We start from the raw sequence: 19,378 nt of genomic DNA on the forward strand, positions 1-19,378 counted from the left end.
GAAAACTTGAAATTAATACTGATGCGTTATTGGGCTTATACAAATCGATAGTAGATTGCTGTGATAACAACTGTCACACACGTTACCATGCCAAAAATAAATCCCGATGTTAAAATCCAATCTTTGATTAAAAGCCCATACAACACACAAACAAACTGAATCAACAAAAACCCAGCAAATGTTATAATCGATATGTTTTCCGAAGATTTAAGCTTTACTACCTTAATTGTCTGCGGCAAGAAAAGTAACGCATTAACGAATAAACTTAGCGCGAACATGACCTGAATAGTATAGGCATACATTTATTTAATCCTCCATAATAACGCTTTGTTACCACTGTAAATCTAGCACCGAACTGCATGGCATTATATTAAGAGGGAATCAGCAGCTCGGCTGTTTCTCATTATGATCACAGCACCTCATGTTTTATATCCATTTATCATCTCAAAATGAATCAATCTTGATACTATATGATTCAATATTTGGCTTTTTACGCTAGTTTTTCCACGCTACAGTTGCTGCAGCAAAATAACAAGTAACATCACGCAAGATAAAAGGAGATAACAAGATCATGCTAAAGTCCTTGGTTGAATACATAAAAAAAAATCGCAACACACCACTAAGACACTGTAGTAAAAAGACGGTGCAAGAAATTATTGATGCCGACATGCCAGAATCTGTAAAAGTTGACTTGTTAAATAAACTCCCCAAAGAAAATGCAAATTATGTAGTTCGCAAACCAAATATTTAGTTATACCCCTAGCGAAGTGATTTACCAGAGTTCATCAAATCAACATCTCTTCTGGCACAAAATCTCTAATCACCCTATTAATATCAATAGCGAGTTCAGGTTTGAGAAAAACCCAATCAACGCCACAAGCTTGGTAGTTTAATTCCTCAGCCTCAATCAAATGCCCAGTGTAGCCATAGATAGGGCAAGCGATATTGTTCTGCTGCCACTGTAACTGGCGTATTTGTACTGCTAATTCGAAGCCATCCATTTCAGGTAAGCCTATATCAACGACAATAATATCAAAAACATTATGCTTCACAGCAGTAAGTGCTTCTACAGGCGTGCTGACACTAATGCACTCTCCTTTTTGTGCATCACCAACATAAGGGCAAATTGAAATCAATCTTTCAAAACTCACTCTTGAATTTTCATCATCTTCTACATATAGAATTTTTAAATACTTTTCTTTGGCAATCCGCGCTTTAATCATCTGAACAATATATTCACGCCACGGCTTAAATACATTGTCATCAATACTACTAACCAACTCGTCCATACGTAATTTTTTGACAATTTCAATCTCTTTTGTTGTTGCCAAGCTAGGATGTATTGCGTTTGATTCTGTTCTTATACCAAAGTAACAAGACGATGTGTTCTTTGTTAATAACGCTAGCTTTGGATCGATAATATTAGTGATAATTATTTGATATTCACCATTCTCCAACGACAGAAGCATATCATCTTGTTTCATCAAGTCTTTATGCGTTGTTATATCAAATTGAAGGTAATAGCTTGACTGTAAAGCAACCATAAGATCACTACTTATCTCATCATATATAATTAATGCCTTATAGAAAAAGTATCTTGCAATATCATTTGCTTTTGTTCTTTTATATACCCGCTCCCAAAACGGCAGAGATTGCCTGCCCAATAATTGCATACTAATCGATGCCATGCTATCGCTAATCGCCTTAGCCCCTTCTATCGCATCAAGCTGACCCAAAAAGCAATCTTCCTTCATCAGAAACTGAACGTATCCTTTCAATGCGTTAAGACATTCTTTAAGTTGTAGCTCTAACTTATTATTGCCTTCTGTTAATTTAACGCGACAAAGCATACCAATAACTTTTCGATCACCATCATATATCAGCATTTTATGTGATTGTAAGACAAGATCTCCTAAGCGCCCACTGGGGTCATAATAACTTTCCAACTCAAATTTATAATCCGTTTTCCCTTGCGCCATAAATTGCAGATTACCTTGTTCTATTTTATGATTGAAATACAGTTTAGTATCAGAAATTTTCCTGCCAACCAAATCCGATTTTTCTGCACCAATCAACTCAGCATAGGCATCGTTGTAGTCAACTATTTTTGCCTCCTTATCAACGATATAACAAGGATCATCAAATCCATTCACTGTTAGTTTTATAGATGTTTGCATTTCTACGTTATCTTCTGCACTATCTTTCATTGCTATTTACATCCTTAAATATATCTACTCCACTACAGATACAGCTTTTCCATTTCAAAAACCTAAAAAATGCAAAGAGATGATTGGCTGTATCACACATTTCTCGTCGTAACGACTTCCATATTATAATTTTTTCATCACTTTATATTATTATATTTCCGTAATATAACGTTATCTTAAAGTATTTTCTTGATACATAATGCAGCATTAAATTGATATAGTTGACAATAGCAACATAAATTGCGCTAATTTGATGTCATTTCTGCCATATCCTTTACTAGTCTTCAGTCACAAAAGAGATTTAACTAATCAGTCAGAGTAACAAATATAAATGAACATAAGACACTCATGCACAAGTACTATATAAAATTTTGGCTTTTCCCTGCTATATTCACCTGCTTTTTGATCATTAATTTCAGTCTAGTTGTCTTGTCACTTTTGAGTTATTGCAACACACAATATCATAAAACCGTTCACCTAATCACAGACAATGCCACTGCACTTGTCAGCACGCACAGTAGCCTAAACAAAGAGCATTCGCCACAGCCAATATCAAACCATATCAGGATTGATTTCTCTAGTTATCCTATCTATAGCAAAACCATCTATCTTGATCTTAATACGCTGCAAAGCCAACAAACACTGCTGCATAAATCGATTCGCAAAAGTATTATGTCAAAGATCTCAAGTATTAGTTTTCATTCACAGCATTTATCCGTTTGTTATGATAATGATTTTTGTGCCAATTTTGTCGTCGATACTTCTGAAAGATTTTATTTTTATTTGATCATTGCAATGTTTGCCATGAGTCTTATTGTCATTGTTCCTTGGTATTTTTTCTATACACAAAAACTGATTAATCCTTTTATAAAAATGAAGAAAATTGCAGATGATCTTGCTATCGATCAGCAATTAATTACTTACAAAAGTGCATTCAACTTTAAAAACATGGCAGAGCTTATTTCAATTGTTAGCGAAAAACTTGACAAAATCAATGACGAAAAATTGCGTATTTTTGCTGCGATTTCACATGATCTTAAAACACCGATTACCAAAGCAACCCTTTATAGCAAAAGCCATCTTAACCCCAAAGATCAGCAAGCCCTGCAGAAATACTTCAGTGATATGGATTATCTTATTAATCAAATACAGGTTTTTGCTAAAAAGAGCTACTTTGAAGAAGACTTTAATCAAGTTAATCTTAGTGATCTTGTGGAGTCGATGTATCATGAATACCATGACGCGGGCTTTAATGTACAGTTTATATCATCCGATATCAAACCATGTATTATAAAGCTTCAACGTAAGGCATTTAAACGCGTATTACAAAACCTTATTGATAATGCCCTGAAGTATGCCGGAGATGCTCAAATCAAGCTTATCAACGATGCGCTTAATAACACGATTTCTCTAGAAATTATTGATTCAGGATCTGGTATTGCCGAGGATAAATTATCTCAGATTTTTGAGCCTTTTTATCGCGTTGATCTCGCGCGCAATCATCGTATTCCTGGTTCAGGCTTAGGACTTGCCATCGCCAAAGAAATTATCATCAAAAATAAAGGGCATATAAGCATTAAAAACCGCACGGATAGCCACGGGCTTATTGTTAGCATTTATTGGAAGCTATAGTAATGAATCAAGAATAAGTTGCATCAGCTAACACCTCTCCCCTTGTGGGAGAGGTCGTGCAACTTAAGCTGCGCGGGTGAGGGGGATAATTGAAGCTCAACTTATTTTTTCATTATTACATAGCTATACGAAGTCCTAGTCGCACACAGTGGATCACTTCAATTAGTCACATCCTACATTAGGTAAAAAGCAAGTTTTGTCAAACCAATGTTTTGTTGTATCCATATGCTGCTGATAAAACAGTTTAAAGTAAAAAGGATCACTAATATCCACACCACAGACATCTAGCCAACGACTTTGGCACGCCTTAAGCTCAGCATAAAAGCTTTTTTTATCAAGCACTGATAGATCATCACCATGCTGTAGCCAGTTTATAAAAAAATTAAGCTTCGCTTGACTAACTTCAGGTAGATAGATAAAACAACCGTTTGTTGGCTTATTATTTAAACTATCGCACACAAAAATACTATGAATACACAACTGACATATCCAAGTAGATTCATTGTCAACCACATCAAAAGCATAATTGATAGGAAATGGCTGCAACGCCAACGAGTATTGCATAACATCGGTATTGCATAAGCCACACCTTTTCACCTCACACGCTAACATATCCTTATTGATCGTTTTCAACCATGCTTGATATGTTTCAAATTGACCTCTTTCAAAAAACCATTGATGCTTTAGATTATTCACCATGTAATCGCCCCCAATCATAATTTGGCTTAAATTGACTGTCATATGCACCACCGGTATAAACCTTAGCATTATTATAGGTGTCATCAACATCTTGCGCTGAATTTTGACTCGTCAGCCCCTGTCCCCATACACTCCATATAACCCAAGGACTAGCTGATAGCTCATCACGATCATTTTCGCCAATGGGTACGCTATAAGTTTCTGCCATCATCCGCGGTTTATTATATTTTTGAAGATAGTCATAATAGTATTGCGGTGGTGGTGAAGTAACATAATCATCAACCGCAACAATATCAACATATTGACTGCCTGGATAATACGCATCAGGATCTGTAGCATAGCCATCACCCCATGCTAAAGGCGCCCATACAAAGATTAGGTTATGAAGTCCTCTGGTTTTAACCAAATAATCGTAGGCTATTATCCATAGCGCTTTATAATCAGAAGGATCTCCTGCCCACCAAAATGGATTGGACTGACTTTTGGGCACATTCATTTCATGATAGAGCCGTAATAAAACAGGAACATTAAATTTAGCTAAATAGCTTAATTGATCAGCAAGATAACTTAAGTCCTTTAACAAAGACTCATACTCTGGTGTTTTATCTTGCCAATCAACAACTTTCTTAAGAAAATCATTGTTGTTGCCTTGACCATACTCTGTCGGCAGGCTTTTTAATTGTGTATTTTGAAAGCTTTTTTTTGGCGCACCTGGATAGGGTTCATGAAAAGAAAAACCAATCAATCCAGCAGCAGTACCTCCATTATGCGGATAATCAAACTGTGGTGTAACACAACTTTCTGATTGACAGTAAAAGCTTGGATCAGCCTGCTGCATATAATTATAAGAGTAATCACGTCCACGCGGATAACCTTTCCATACATTCATCGCTAGATCCAACACATAATCAACATATTTCCAATTATATATGCCAGACTGCCATTTTTGATCATATGTTCTAGGTTGAAACGCTCCCCAGTCTGACTGATACCAGCCAGGTCCCATATCTAATTCTAAAAATGCCGGCAGTTTTTTGCTTAAATAATACGATTTATTATAGTAATACCCTGGGGGATAGGATGAGTTCGTCGCCATCATATGTAAGGCTTGATCACCATAATTTGCCGCATTATAAACTTCTTGCTGCAATTCTTCATGCTCACCGATAACGGTTTTATGATTACAATAATCATCACGAGCACAGCTCTCTAAACTAGCTAAAAAATCATATACATGCTGCGTATTAAGCGAAGCATTTGCATCAGTCAAACGATTCAAAATCGGATTACTTACTGCATATATTGATGTGCTCGATAGCATCATAGTGGACAAAGTTGTTATACCAATTATTTTTTTTATTTTTCTTCTTATCATTATCATTTTTCTTTCTTAACAAGTTGACATGAATTTATCAGCTAATCCTAGGATGTTTTTTTTTACTGCCTCAATCAACTGTTCCAATAGTGGCGTTTCCACCTTAAAGCCAACAGCATTTTCAGTTTGCCAATGGCTATACGCTGCAGCCCCTTCAATAAAAACCGCTTGCCTGCCAACATTATTTAAGGTATACCACAACGTGCGATCTTTTGTTTTAAGCCATAAAAAGCTTGCTGTTGCCAAAATACCAGTTGATCTGGCTTTCACTAAAAGTCCGCATAACAGTGTTCGCACATAGGCATGCTTTTGACATATTAAAGTGACTTCTGGATGCTCTAAGACTGATTGAGCCATCGATTTCAACTCATTGGCATTGACTTTGTCGGTAGAAGCTTTCTCTAATAAAGCTTGCGTCTGACGATCATTGCCCGCAATTCTTAAGGCAAATGCCGTAAATAAAATCTGCTCATTGATTGATAAGGTCGAAAATCCATTAAACTTCGATCCTAATTGATTTAACAATTCTTGCTCAAGCTTAATATCATTTATTTTATTTATTTTACTTGTTTGACTCACATATTCTGCCTTGTCCGTTGACACTGCTTTATTGTCATGACTTTCATACAAATCATATTGTTTAAGAAAATCTTTAACGCTAAGCGCTGAAGCCCATGCGCCTTGACAAGATGATGTTTTCTCTAAGGATTGATCTAATGTTGGCTGAATATGCTTAAAATGAGCAACCATTCGTTTTGCTAATTTTGCCATATCATAGTAAACATTAAATAGTCTTTTAGGATGTAGTAACACCACAGCAAAAATTAAGACACCTAAAAGAACCGCCACCGATAGGCGCAATGCAAGTCCAACCTGATTATTAAGTGCCATTAATTCACTAAAGGATATCGTGCTTGGATTAATGCGCATCAATTGGTTTTTTAACAAACTTGCGCTATGTGAGAAAAATCCAAAAAAACTCAACTCAAAATGCATTATCGCAACATACGCCATATTGATATATGTCGCAAAAAAATAATAACCAACGAAGCCTAAAAAAATGATGCTTCCGGCAATAAAAATATGTGTCACGCTATTGTCTTCAGACATGCCTTGTTGTCTTGCCACATTGTTGTCCTTTAAATACTTATAAATCCTTCGGCTACGCTCAGGGTACGATTGATAATATTAGATAAACAGTTATTCATAATCATTGTTTGTTGTATTTGCCTTATCACCTGCAAGGTAAGTTTCAATATTGCTCCCTGTTGGCGTTGAATTCTTTGAATTCATTGCGTCCTGTACCTCATCACTTTGATCAAACTCAAGTCTCTCTTCTTGCTGATAGGCTTTATTCATATAGTCATAAGCATCATCTTCCGACTGTATCTTTGATAAATTGTTCAACCTAGTTTCAAATCCTTCCTCAACGCCATTAAATACCTCATTAGCAAGTAGTCTAATTTTATTATCTTGTGTTGCTGCTATCGGAAAATCATGCGCTTGTAAACACGCAGCATAACGGTCAATTTGAGCTTGTCGCTTGTCACTTAACTGTTGGTACAGCGCGTTAATCGCCGCTACTTTAGGATGAGATTGACTCCCTAATTGCTCAAGCTTTACTTCTTTGGTTGTTTTATTCATTACGTATTACCCCTAATATTGCATTACCTCTCATGATAAACATTTGTTAATTACAATAAAAATTTTATTATGACCATTTTGACACAAAGTTTTTGATTATTGCTTTGTCATCGCTAATACTTGAACGATTTCAAAACTACGCAAATCGCGTAAATTTGGCTCAATACCTTTGATCGTCAACGTTAAAATATATTGCGTATCTTGTGTTTGATTATCTTTTTGAAAATTCAAATCAATTGGCACTTGCACCTTCCAGCTTGGCTGACCATCTAAATACCCTGTTGCCACAATCATCGGCAAGCCTGTCACCACCGCTTGAGCCACCAGCTTTTGCGATTGAATTTGCGCTAGCACCGATGTAAAAGCAGCGATATAACTCTGCCAACCATCATCGCTAAATAAAGGACGCATTGATTGCATTTGCACTTTGTAGTTTAAAAAATCCAGCTGATAAAGCTTCGGCGCATTATTTGCCACCCATTGCACGAGATTGTCACTATTGAGTTTTAATGTCGGTGTTGACTGCAACTGTACGACTTGCCCATCTGCCAAGACATAAACATAACGCAATTCAGTACGATTATGATTGAATAACAACACACATAAAACCACCACATTAATCAGCAGACTAATACTAAATAAATGCAATATTTTTTGATAATGCTTACGATAAAAACTATTTTTCTCAATGACTTCTTGCAGTACTTCTGACATATTTCCCTCATTTACATTGCTTGTAGAATGTGTGTAACTCGCTCAACTCTTTCATCACTAAAAATACGTGCCAAAGTTTGCAGCTTCTCAACAACGCCAGCACGCTCTAATACCGCTTTGCGCGCATGAGAAGAAGGCAAGCCCACCACATGATCTAAAGTTGCTTTAAAAAAATCGCCATTATGCTTTGCTAATTGCGCTAAGAAATACGACAAATAAGCACTGGGAAGTTGTGATAAAACATCGGTTAAAAGATCGGCATATTGCGCTTGGAACTGTGTGTGACACAAATGCTCTAATAAGACTTCAAGCTTCTCTCTCACCTCATCATTTAAGGTCAATGTCAGTGTTTTTTCATGTGCTTCTAAGTTCACTAACAAGTTATTAATCACCGGATTTTCATAACTTTTCCAATAAGCTAGTTCATTCTGCATAATCGTCCTCTTTGAGTATATTCTCTTCAACTAATGGGATAAGCTCATCAATCATTAATGTTAAAATGTCATCGACTGACTTGTATTGATATCTTTGTTTATATAGCCTAAATTTTTGCTGTAATGTCCCCTTGGGAAAAATATCAGCTAATGTTTTTAACACAGCGATCACATCATATTTCTTCCAAAGATGATTGCGCACATACATATCTTCACTGGTTGTCGTATACGTCCACAAATCAATCGCTGGTAAGATCAGATTCAGCGCATGACCAACAGTACCTTTTTTCGTTATAAACTTAGCTAAGAAGGTCACCCCCTGATGGCTTGGACCATGCGCATGAGACTTCAAAACATTGATTTCATCTTGTGTTAATTGAAAATGCCCAAGCGTTTCTTCTGAGCTACTAGTCTGCATATTACCCATAATAAACATCGAGGTAGCAAAGCTGATCATTTGTGGCGAGAAATCCTCCAAAGATTGTGATGCTAAGGCAATTTGTGTTTTATATTTTCTGGCTTCACGCATATCACGTTGAACTTGATATTGCACTATTTTAGCACTGCTTGTACGATGGAATTCATCAAATACAATTCTTTTACTTGTATGCAATGATTGCTCAAACTCAGTTTGATGGTACGAATGATATATATCAGGTGCATTGAGCATATCATTTTCATCTGGTAGATAGATATTTAATCCAAGCACATACCTTGCCAACATATAACCAATCGTCGTTTGTTTGAAATGTTTATCCGCTGCACTACTATCTAGTGACTTAAGATCAAGTGCTAAGATACGTGCCACTGAAAAATCAACTTCAGATGCCATAGACAAACTTGGATATTGGCGAATCGCTGCCGAAATCAGACGATTATAGTTCTGTGTATAGGTCTCATTAGTACTCGCAATCACTTTATAATATATATCTTTAATCTGTGAAAACTGACATGCACTTACCGTATCCTTTAAAGTAGGCATGGCATATACTTGTGCCTTTTTAGCAAGCGTATATTCTCCCTGACCAAACAAATAATCAACCACCTGCCACCAATGATCAAATGTTTGATCTGAGGTTTGTTGATTTAAATATTGATCGATCTTAGAACATCTGCCTAGAATATATTGTTTTGGCTGATGATCATCACTTACCATCTGATAACTAACATCAATAATCAATAATAACATCGCTGTCATCCCTTCAGGTAAATCACGATCTAATGCATCTTGTAGCAAGATAGCAATAAAGTTGATTAAAAACTGCTTTTGGTGCGCACTAGGTTTTCTCATCCCCAACGGCGTATCAAAGACATTAATTGCCATATCATCACTTAAGCTTAAACGATGATATTGAATATAATCTGCATGTTTAGGTACCATCGCCTGTAAACGTCTCATCATACCAAAAGAAGACTCACCAATATCAATGATTCCTATGATCGGTAACTGTTTCGACTGAGCATACATCGCCACCGCATCGTTTAGTGTATTAAGCAATACTGATTTTCCCGAGCCACTTCTGGCGTAAATCATCTCAACCCAACTGACTTGCTCACTGGAGCCTGATTGATAATGCCACAGCTTGCGCTCAAGTGTACGAAAATGAACACCTCCATCAGCAAAAACTTGCGCTGGAATCTGCAATGGCAGCATATAAAGTGACGCTTTTATTGGCATTGCGGTTGCCGGATCAATCGGGGCATGTGTCATCGCCATAATACTATCAACATAAGCCTTGCAAGGATCACCGTGATGCGCTTTGATCTGCGCACTGCCCCAAGCATTCACCGCTTTAGTTAGCGCGCGCGTTTGTTTCTTAAGCTGCAATACATCCTGATTGGTCACATAAGTGCATAATAGCATCGTCATTTTAACAATCGCTTGAGACTCTGAACGCTCAAGATCAGCCAATAAATCACGTGCATTTAGAATAAGCTTATTATCGGCATGACTAAAAGCTAAAAATTTTGCCAAAATCGATTTGATTTTTAACAGCGCTTGTCCGCCCGGGCGAATACAGTAACTGATCCGAAATGGTGCATTAATAGCGGTTAATTGATTAAACAAGGCATAGAACCCTACTTTTTCAAGTGGAAAAAACTCAAGCCCAATGACGCTTGCCAATAGATCATCACATGCAATCGTCTCTGATTTCTCAATGGTTAATGTATCGGTTAATAATTGACGATCTAACGCAATATTACCAAGCGTGGCTTCTTTGGTTTGCTCATGCGTTTGTAGTGCCCACGAATCACTTCTTACTCTTGGCTGCCAATTGGAGAGATCCTTATGCGGATAAATTTGTGTTTTTATCAAACGTATCGCCTCAGTGCCATCAAGCAAGGTTATAGCTAATTGTAACTGTTTAAAAACCTCACAAAGGCTCTCAATAAACCCTGCATGTAACGCGCATAGCATATCAGCGCTTTGTACCAAATAATCAGACATATGCTCCAAAACCATTTTATCTTTGATCGTTGCTTGTGATTTAAAGCGTTTAATATCCTCTTTATCTAAAAGGGTTAGATGTGATGAGACCACAATAAAAACCCGTAAATCACAACAGTTCTGTATCAGATGTTGCCGCTTTAACGCGACTAGCTCTTTAGGAATATCTGCTTGTAATAAGGTTAAATTATTCTGCCAATTTTGTGTTATATCATAAGCTTTGTCTGCTGCCATAGCCGGTTTATAATCCACCACAAACTGCAAACTATGTCCAAGCTTTGATAAATAAGGTTGTAAAACTTGTGATAGTTTATCGGATAAAGCTTGCAACTGCATAATCGATGAAACCTGTGAAAAGCCCTCTAACTCAAAAACACTCATAATTGAGCCATCTTTACTAACCAATATTGACTGCTCATTATCCAGCGCATATAGATCGCAATACGCATGTAAATCTTGCTTTAAATAATGCGACAGCCAGCTAACCAATGCCCGACTACCACCATGTATAAATTCAAACCAGCTTTTCATATTTTCTTATAATATTATTTATCATTTATCTTAAATTAAAGTAAGGGCAATTCATGAATTGCCCTTACATGAATTGCCCCTACTGTTTTGATGGGAATATCTTCATAACCGCTATTTATTGAAAAACATATCCAGAGCTCATCAACACTTCATTTTTCTGATCATCAATCTTTAACACCTTACCGTAACCATCGATATTATCGCCAAGTGTTATTGATTGCGTAACGCCTTTGTCATTTTGTAACCATGCATATTTACCAACGACTGCAACCAGTGATAATGGGTTTTTAATCAAGGTATTTTTCATCGTTAATGCATGCAACATCTCGTACATCTGTTGTACTTTCTGTGCAGTGATATCATTACCATTAATCAGCGAGTCCATCGACACTTTCTGTCTTTGCTGAGCTTCTTGCGCTGCCTGCTGTTGTTGACTTTCTTGCATTTTTTGCTCATTTTTAAGCAGTTCAATCAACGCCTTTTGTTGCTCAGAAAATGATTTCACCTGTTGCTCAAGTGCTGACATTCTATGATTGAATACTTTTGTATGTGTTGCTACTTGTGAACTTGCTTCCATATGTCTATTTATTTGATCTTGCTCAACAGCTAATTGCTCAGGATCGCTCTGAGTCCTTGGATCATAATGAATATTCGCATTATCAGCTGCCGATAAATCTTGACGAATATCAGACTGAAAAGGCTTAACCCTTGTCGTATTTTGACCAGAAGAACGCAGAGTATCATTGTTTATCTTATGGTTTACGGTAATTTCATTTGTATCATGTGCTTTAAGCATCGATTGACCAACATCAGCGTTATTTACCTTATTTACCTTATTTACCTTATTTTCATTATCGATTGTTTCTATCAAACCACTCTGATTAGTCATCGAATTATCCGAATGAACCATATCATTTGCTTTATTCTCTGGCATGCTCTTAGTATTAGCCTGTGGTAATTTTTTGGTTGCATTTGATGGCAACGACGATATATTGCTTTGACTATCAGCTGCCTGACTTGTCTTGTTGTTCTGTTCTAGATGATTGGAATTGACCGCTTGAAAATCATCAAACCCTTGATTAATTGCTGCAGTCACTGGTTTAGCGTGATAAGGCACGACTATTCGATAGCCTAAATACACACCAAAACCAATAACTACAACAACCCCCGCCATAACGACATGTGCAAACTGCAAACGAAAGCCGTTCATATCTTTTAACTTTTCAAATAACTTGATTGACCGCCAATTAATAACGAATGTTTTTAGGCGCTTAAGTGCTTTTAAATGCTTCAAGTTTTTTAGTTTTTCAACTATTGCCAATAGCTTGTGTTTCATATCTTTTCTTTTCCTTTCATTCGTACACTTATGCACTCACATCATTGGTAAATAAAATCCCAACACCAGTACCTTGATATAACTTAACGGTTGGCGGTCGGTTAAAGATCGATGCCATATTGGCACTTAATGCCGTACCAACCTGCCCAAGACCAGAAAATGCAGCACTTCTCACTGTCGGTTGATTATTGTTGTTGACATTAAAACACGGTAGTAGTCCACCACTTTGCCCACTTAAACATATCTGTTGATTTTGATTTTGGTTGGAGAAATACGTACCAAACCCTTGTAAAAATGCTGCAGCAAATAAACTACCATAACGCTCGATATAGTGATGATTAACGTCACTAGCCAATGCAATTTGCGCGGTTGAACCATCTACCGCATAAGCATTGATAGCAATACTTTGATTTCTGCCTGGCATTGACATCAGATTAAATTTAACCACAACATAATCCCCTTCACGCGTAAAACCACCTAAGAGCTTCGCTCCCTTTAATGGTCCTTCAACAATGTGTGCCAACACAGGTGTCCCAATCTGATCACTATTGACCGAAGTATCAATCACGGCAAAACCAATATATCCTGCTTTAACCAGTACTGACTTATCTAATTGGCTCGTATTATCACCCATATTACCTGAGTTATCCTTAGGCGATTGTGTCATTGCCATTTGCGATTTATTTGCCCATACAGAAACAACGCCTTGTACATCTTTTTGATAAAGCTGTTCTGCTTGCTCATTACTAAGTGGCTTGTTATATACCGCATTCAAATCTTCTTGTGATCTTTGCTCAATTGCCGCTGCCTGATTTTCATCACTAGTATGATTTAACTGCTGATTTCTTTGTAATAACGCGCTTTGTTTTGGATCTACTTTTATCGACTCATCTACAGGAGTTTCTTCTGGTATATTCTTTTTGTCAGCCTTATCTGTGTGACTTTTGTCATGATGATCCATTAATTGACTTTGCGCGCGAGCCATATTATTCACTCGACCATCTGGGCGTTGAAAATAGCTTCTCCCCGTTATGGCTGCTTGATTGTACTGATCGCTATTATAGCGCTGTAATTTTTGTTGATAATTACTCACCGAAATGCTGTTATTTTGCTGCAGATTAAGTGGTGTATTCTCAATAGACGAATTCATCGGTTGTCCTTTGTTGATTTCACTTGAACTTGAACAGCTATTCATAAGAAATCCAGCAATAAACAAAATACACATAACGGCAATAACAATCCGTGATTTTGGCATACTTAATAGTTTTTTAATTACCCCTTTCATGACTGTTCCTCACCGCTTACCTGAATCGTTTGCGTAGATCCATTTTTATCCGTTAACAAAATATAAGGCGCTTTAGTTAAACTATAGGCATGCATATGACTCATCGTATTATAAGCCTGTGCATCAAAGCCTGGAGAAGATAAAGTTGAACTAGTTAACAAAAGATACTTTCCTTGATAATCCCACATTCTGGCATCTGAATCTGTTTCAATAGTCAGCGCCTTTGCACCAGCTAAGCTAATCCCTGCCAGTAGTTCTTGAAGGTATTTAGGCGCTTGATCTAAGTTTTCCTGATTTTGATCTCCTGCTTGTGCGGCTTGCACTTGGATATAGTCTTGTGAATCATAACTATCTTGCCCTGAGATCACATTGATCATTAATGGCACGGCAACCCCTGAAAGCATTAATGCCATATTGGTATGACTATAACTTTTGAGTGCTTGAATCAATAACACACTTTTGCCTGATTGCTTGACATTAAAATCATCAGGATTTCCCACTGTAAAGGAATCCAACGGCCATGGACTGCCATTTTGATCAGTAATAACTACTGAGGTCACCATCCCCTTTGTTACAATCACTAAAGGTGCATCTTTAGTATTTCCTGGTTTAATACTCGCACTTAATGTGCGATTTTGGGCACTTAAAGTCTCCCCTGGTGATAGCTCAGTTGCCTGCTGATGCGCACTGATGATTGTTTTTAACTTCTCAATTTGTGTCGGTGACATTGCAAAGTCTTGCCTTAATACGTTATTAAACGCCTGTTCATCATTTGCGTCTAAAGATTTAGAAGCTGTAGCTGCATAAAGAGAATTTTGTAACAAAAGCATAGCCATCACAGCACAAAGCATACATGCAACTGATCGCCTTACTATTTTTGCTGTGTTCAATCGTTTTAACATCCGTTTCATCATCACTGATACAATATGCTGCAAATATACTTAAATTGCTTAATTTGTAACAATGAACTGATGCGCAAAATGACATATTTATCGGTAAAATTAATCTAAAGCAGATAACTCAATGCATAGATATCAATAGCATAAGCATATGATTTTTATGTTACACATTATTACTTTCCATGCATACTTCTGCTATTAAATAAAGCATAAGATCGGGGCGCGATAATAAGCGATAATAAGCGATAATAAGCGATAATAAGCGATAATAAACATCTAAGGATATATTTTATGGATAATTTACGAAATAAACCATTGAGAGTACTCTACGCATTAGATATCTATGAGAAGCATAAATGCGTTATAGATGAAACAAGCCTTAATCTTTTTCCTCAAAATACTGAATTTCATATTATGACAGTAATACCTAAAGTGCTTGATACAACAGGTTTTTTAATTGGTGTCATTAATACACTTAATGAGGAGCAATTAACTGAGGCTAAAGCAAAGCTCACTCAACTTATATCTTCCTTAGATGCCAATTATAACATCCTATCGGAAGTCATCATTGACAACTCTATTGTTAATGCAATTATTGAATATGTTGATCATAAGCATATAGATTGCGTTATTATTAATGGACAAAAACATGGTCTGTGGGAGCGCCATGTAACAGGCAATCAGGAAAAAATTATTGGCATGCTAGACTGTGATGTGATTATTTCCAAAAAATCCTATCTCAATCGCGTTAACAAGGAAACGCAACAAAAAAGGGAATTGATTCATTAAAATTGTTTTACTTCAGTTGAATCCGAGTGCTCCGTATAATGGATTTCATCTGTTAGGCTATCGGTGTGGTACACGTCTGTTGTTAGGATGTATCCGCTGCTGTGAACGGTTTTTACAAGGCGTGGATGTGAGGTGTCTTGCTCCACTTTTTTACGTAAGCGCCCGATAGTAATGTCAACTGAACGATCCATACCATCATAATTTCTATTGTGCATGGTTTTGGTGATCTGATCTCTTGAAACAACTCTACGCGCATTTTCAATCAAAAGCATCAACAGGTCATACTCAGCTCTAGAGAGCTCAACGGTAACCATGTCTCGATCAAACAATGTTCTTTCATAAATATCAAGCCGCCAAGGCCCAAAACAAATATAACGTGAGTTCACTTTTTTTGGCGTGCGTTTAATATTAAATACACTCTTTACTTGTGCCACCAGCAAATCTGGATTAAATGGTTTGGTAATATACTGACATGCCCCAAATTCATAACCTAAGATTCTTTTAATATCACTATCAACTGCGGTGATCATAATCACTGGAATATCACATTGACTACGAATTTGACGACACAGATCGACACCATCACCATCGGGTAACATAATATCTAATAGTATCAAATCAGGCTTCAATCTTAGCTTTTTCATACCTTGCTCTGCAGTTTCTGCACAATCTGTACTATAGCCATGTTTTTTTAATAAATCTGACACAAGTGTTACTATTTCATTATCATCATCGATAATTAGAATTTTATTGCTTGGTTTCATTGTATCTCCTTCTTATTAACTCAATACAAATTTCTATAACTCGTTACAATATCTAGCGTATGCAACAAGGGTGAATCAGTCAATATCAGTATAATATTTGATTCACTCAGATATATTCTGATACTTAATGAATGAAGTTGATTCCTTAGCTTTTGATTGCTTTTAGCAATAATTGTTGGTAAATGATTTCATGAATCTGCGCCGTAGGATGAACATAATCGTAAAAAAGATAATTCTCAGGATTGCTACAAACATTAAAATATTGATAACTGTTATAAATCATATCTTTCAAACTCATTAGTCCTGGTAAGACCTGCTCAGTATAGGCACTATAAGCTGCTTTGAGCAAATCTATATTAACCCAAGAATACCCACCACGATAGCAAGGCAAATCGGTTACTTCGATCATCATGTGATATTGATCATTCATAGCTTTGCACTGTGATTTATCCGTAAATTGTTGAAATAAACTAGACACATCAACCTCTTTAAAGACATAATCACTTGGATAATCTTGACCAAGTAATGCAATCATCTGTTTTAATTTTTCATTATGCTGATGAGTGAGTTTTTCGGTCACCTGAGTATTTTTATTTATCATAATCGATGATGGTACACGTGATAAATCTGGTAAATTGAAGATGATAAACTTCTTCATACCGGAGCCAATCAGCTCATCAATTGTTGCCTTGATCGCTCTAACCACCTCAGTAGTTAACTGTTGCTGCGCCTTTTCATCCAAAGTTGCTGGTTGCATTAAATAATCATTGCCACCGATCCAAATAATAGCCAATGTTGACGCTGCATCATGCCAATTTTCATATAATGCATTGCTTTGATACATATACGTTTCATAGGTTAGATTATAAGATAACTGATTCGTAGTATTGTGATCGATCGAGGTTGCTCCACCAACGGCATAATTACTAAGCTTAATATCCGCTGTGGATAATGCATTTCTTAACATCGCTGACCACGTATTGCCGTTGCTAAACATGCCATTGTAATAATTTCGAGTGCTTGGAATGGCTCCTTGGGTTAAACTAAATAAATTGCCTTCGTCAGATAAACTATCACCAAAGACAACCACTCGTTTAACGCCATCAAGTAATGAATCCTTTGCAATATCCAGTGTTTGATGTGGGCATAACTCTAGCGTAATATTAGGCGTGCCTATCCAGTTCTGCCAAGAACGCTCAGGTATATCAATCGCAATATTTTGATTGTCTGTCTGCGCCAGATATTGATTTTTGCTCCAGTAATTATCTAGATTAATTTCAACACGCCCAAGCTTATTTTCCTTTAGCTCATCTTGATAAACCTGATACTGAGCCTTTATGTTATCAGACAAATAACCGGTATCAATATACCCTAAAAGCAAACGCTGATGAGATACGACTGCTTCAACTGGCATCTTTTGATTATCCACCAGTGACTCCACGTACTGAGTGGTTTCACAGTTATTTTTCACATAAACATTAACTCCCGCTTTGCCATAGCTGCAAGATGCAAGCAAGGACAAACCAAAAATAGAAGTGATTGTGCTTAATTTCTTATTTATTTTCATCATAGTGATTTCCCTTGTGATTGCTGTACTTCATTATAATTTAACCAGAAATCAGCTCATTTATGCATAAATCCAACTGCTTAAGATATATCGATATAAACACTGATATTTTCAGGCTTTTAACCACTCAAAAAGTCAATTTTAATGTCTTTTTGTATCTACTTTTCCCTGTGTCATTAAACACCGTAACATGATCTACGATAGGTATATCTGCTTTAAAAGCTAAAATTTGTTATGGCAAGCTTTATGCCTAGCAGGGATATAGCTATTTATTCAAATCACATACCGTAAGATTTAAACCATCGTTACTTTCATTATATTCTTCGATATAACTAGTGCCTGACCGGAAATGACTGGAGATCATATAAAATAAGGCTTTGACGCCAGAGATTTCAAATGAAGTTTTTTAACTCTATTCTCACATAAGCTTATTTCACGTTGTTTCTTGATGATTTGAGTACTATTTCTGTCACACTTCCCTTATTTTTTTGAGAAAATAGACGACAAGAAAAAATCTTCGCTTAACTTTCTATGCGCAACATACTTTTATCTCCCCAATTAAGTTTTGGTCAAACATACATTGGTGACATTAAGATTAACCTTGATTCAAGAGATGATATCCCTCGTATTCTTTTAGGTTTGCAATCTGTTTATCAAGACAAGCAAGCACGTCAAGAACTTGAAATCGTCTTGGCAAGTGTGTTAAGTGACAAACAAATAAACACAGGTCGTCAGGGGATGGATATGTGGCGAGTGTTTGTGCTTGGCATTGTGCGTTTAAATCTCAACTGTGATTATGATCGTTTGCAAGAGCTAGCCAATGAACATAGGACGTTACGACAAATGCTTGGTCATGGTTTTCTAGATGAGAATAAACGCTATGCTTTGCAAACCATTAAAGATAATGTTGGCTTGCTGACTGAGGAGGTTCTATCTCAATTAAATGTCATCATGATTAACCATGGTCATGGTTTATTGAATGCTACAGACAAGCCCTTATTGGCGCGTTGTGATTCTTTTGTTGTTGAGCGTAACGTGCATTTTCCAACGGAT

At 36.7% G+C, this 19,378-nt stretch carries 17 protein-coding genes and 1 pseudogene; 4 read left to right on the forward strand and 14 right to left on the reverse strand.

The features are described from left to right. Positions 1-35 precede the first annotated feature (35 nt). The gene (locus F3D68_RS11505) at positions 36-302 is read right to left on the reverse strand and encodes a PQ-loop domain-containing transporter (RefSeq protein WP_224728199.1); all 267 of its coding nucleotides are present in this window, start codon (positions 300-302) and stop codon (positions 36-38) included. 269 nt (positions 303-571) lie between these two features. On the opposite strand from F3D68_RS11505, the gene F3D68_RS01330 reads away from it, so the two are divergent. Beyond that, the gene (locus F3D68_RS01330; RefSeq protein WP_151192733.1) at positions 572-751 is read left to right on the forward strand and encodes a hypothetical protein; all 180 of its coding nucleotides are present in this window, start codon (positions 572-574) and stop codon (positions 749-751) included. 34 nt (positions 752-785) lie between these two features. On the opposite strand, the gene F3D68_RS01335 is transcribed toward F3D68_RS01330, so the two are convergent. Next, complete coding sequence (locus F3D68_RS01335) at positions 786-2,207, reverse strand: response regulator (protein ID WP_151192734.1); 1,422 nt, start codon at positions 2,205-2,207, stop codon at positions 786-788. Between the two features lie 438 nt (positions 2,208-2,645). Here F3D68_RS01335 and F3D68_RS01340 point away from each other — a divergent pair, with 438 nt between their 5' ends. Continuing rightward, the gene (locus F3D68_RS01340) at positions 2,646-3,839 is read left to right on the forward strand and encodes a sensor histidine kinase (protein WP_191092651.1); all 1,194 of its coding nucleotides are present in this window, start codon (positions 2,646-2,648) and stop codon (positions 3,837-3,839) included. A gap of 162 nt (positions 3,840-4,001) precedes the next feature. Here F3D68_RS01340 and F3D68_RS01345 read toward each other — a convergent pair whose 3' ends face one another. From F3D68_RS01345 to F3D68_RS01390, 10 genes are all read right to left on the reverse strand, one after another. Next, positions 4,002-4,538: a hypothetical protein gene (locus tag F3D68_RS01345; protein WP_151192736.1), complete on the reverse strand. Its 537-nt coding sequence runs from the start codon at positions 4,536-4,538 to the stop codon at positions 4,002-4,004. Next, positions 4,528-5,913 carry a glycoside hydrolase family 26 protein gene (locus F3D68_RS01350; protein WP_191092652.1) on the reverse strand — a complete coding sequence of 462 codons (1,386 nt, stop codon included), beginning with the start codon at positions 5,911-5,913 and terminating at the stop codon, positions 4,528-4,530. Before F3D68_RS01350 ends, F3D68_RS01345 begins: the two co-directional genes overlap by 11 nt. Positions 5,914-5,928: 15 nt before the next feature. After that, positions 5,929-7,041: a hypothetical protein gene (locus F3D68_RS01355; protein ID WP_151192738.1), complete on the reverse strand. Its 1,113-nt coding sequence runs from the start codon at positions 7,039-7,041 to the stop codon at positions 5,929-5,931. Between the two features lie 72 nt (positions 7,042-7,113). Further along, positions 7,114-7,557 (reverse strand): hypothetical protein, encoded by a 444-nt coding sequence (locus F3D68_RS01360; protein ID WP_151192739.1) that lies wholly within the window; start codon positions 7,555-7,557, stop codon positions 7,114-7,116. Positions 7,558-7,653: 96 nt separating this feature from the next. Continuing rightward, a complete protein-coding gene (locus tag F3D68_RS01365) occupies positions 7,654-8,271 on the reverse strand; it encodes a DotI/IcmL family type IV secretion protein (protein ID WP_151192740.1) in 618 nt (205 codons plus the stop codon). A gap of 11 nt (positions 8,272-8,282) precedes the next feature. Next, a complete protein-coding gene (locus F3D68_RS01370) occupies positions 8,283-8,705 on the reverse strand; it encodes a hypothetical protein (protein ID WP_151192741.1) in 423 nt (140 codons plus the stop codon). Further along, the gene (locus F3D68_RS01375; RefSeq protein ID WP_151192742.1) at positions 8,695-11,685 is read right to left on the reverse strand and encodes a hypothetical protein; all 2,991 of its coding nucleotides are present in this window, start codon (positions 11,683-11,685) and stop codon (positions 8,695-8,697) included. Before F3D68_RS01375 ends, F3D68_RS01370 begins: the two co-directional genes overlap by 11 nt. Positions 11,686-11,800: 115 nt before the next feature. Beyond that, positions 11,801-13,021, reverse strand: a complete 1,221-nt coding sequence (locus F3D68_RS11180; RefSeq protein ID WP_191092653.1) for a hypothetical protein — start codon at positions 13,019-13,021, stop codon at positions 11,801-11,803. A gap of 28 nt (positions 13,022-13,049) precedes the next feature. Next, on the reverse strand, positions 13,050-14,306 hold the full coding sequence (locus F3D68_RS01385; RefSeq protein ID WP_151192743.1) for a TrbI/VirB10 family protein: 1,257 nt from the start codon (positions 14,304-14,306) through the stop codon (positions 13,050-13,052). Then, positions 14,303-15,130, reverse strand: a complete 828-nt coding sequence (locus F3D68_RS01390; RefSeq protein ID WP_191092654.1) for a DotH/IcmK family type IV secretion protein — start codon at positions 15,128-15,130, stop codon at positions 14,303-14,305. The genes F3D68_RS01385 and F3D68_RS01390 overlap by 4 nt, the downstream gene beginning before the upstream one ends. A gap of 366 nt (positions 15,131-15,496) precedes the next feature. Here F3D68_RS01390 and F3D68_RS01395 point away from each other — a divergent pair, with 366 nt between their 5' ends. Then, the gene (locus tag F3D68_RS01395) at positions 15,497-15,994 is read left to right on the forward strand and encodes a universal stress protein (protein WP_151192745.1); all 498 of its coding nucleotides are present in this window, start codon (positions 15,497-15,499) and stop codon (positions 15,992-15,994) included. On the opposite strand, the gene F3D68_RS01400 is transcribed toward F3D68_RS01395, so the two are convergent. Together F3D68_RS01400 and F3D68_RS01405 are read right to left on the reverse strand one after the other, a co-directional pair. Further along, positions 15,991-16,758: a response regulator transcription factor gene (locus F3D68_RS01400; protein WP_151192746.1), complete on the reverse strand. Its 768-nt coding sequence runs from the start codon at positions 16,756-16,758 to the stop codon at positions 15,991-15,993. The genes F3D68_RS01395 and F3D68_RS01400 overlap by 4 nt on opposite strands. Before the next feature lie 145 nt (positions 16,759-16,903). After that, entirely contained in the window at positions 16,904-18,328 is a 1,425-nt protein-coding gene (locus F3D68_RS01405) for an SGNH/GDSL hydrolase family protein (protein ID WP_151192747.1), read from the reverse strand. Between the two features lie 528 nt (positions 18,329-18,856). On the opposite strand from F3D68_RS01405, the pseudogene F3D68_RS01410 reads away from it, so the two are divergent. After that, positions 18,857-19,378: pseudogene (locus F3D68_RS01410) on the forward strand (ISNCY family transposase); the annotation flags it as partial.

It is taken from the genome of Cysteiniphilum sp. JM-1, assembly GCF_008711525.1.
Classification (GTDB): Bacteria; Pseudomonadota; Gammaproteobacteria; order Francisellales; family Francisellaceae; genus Caedibacter.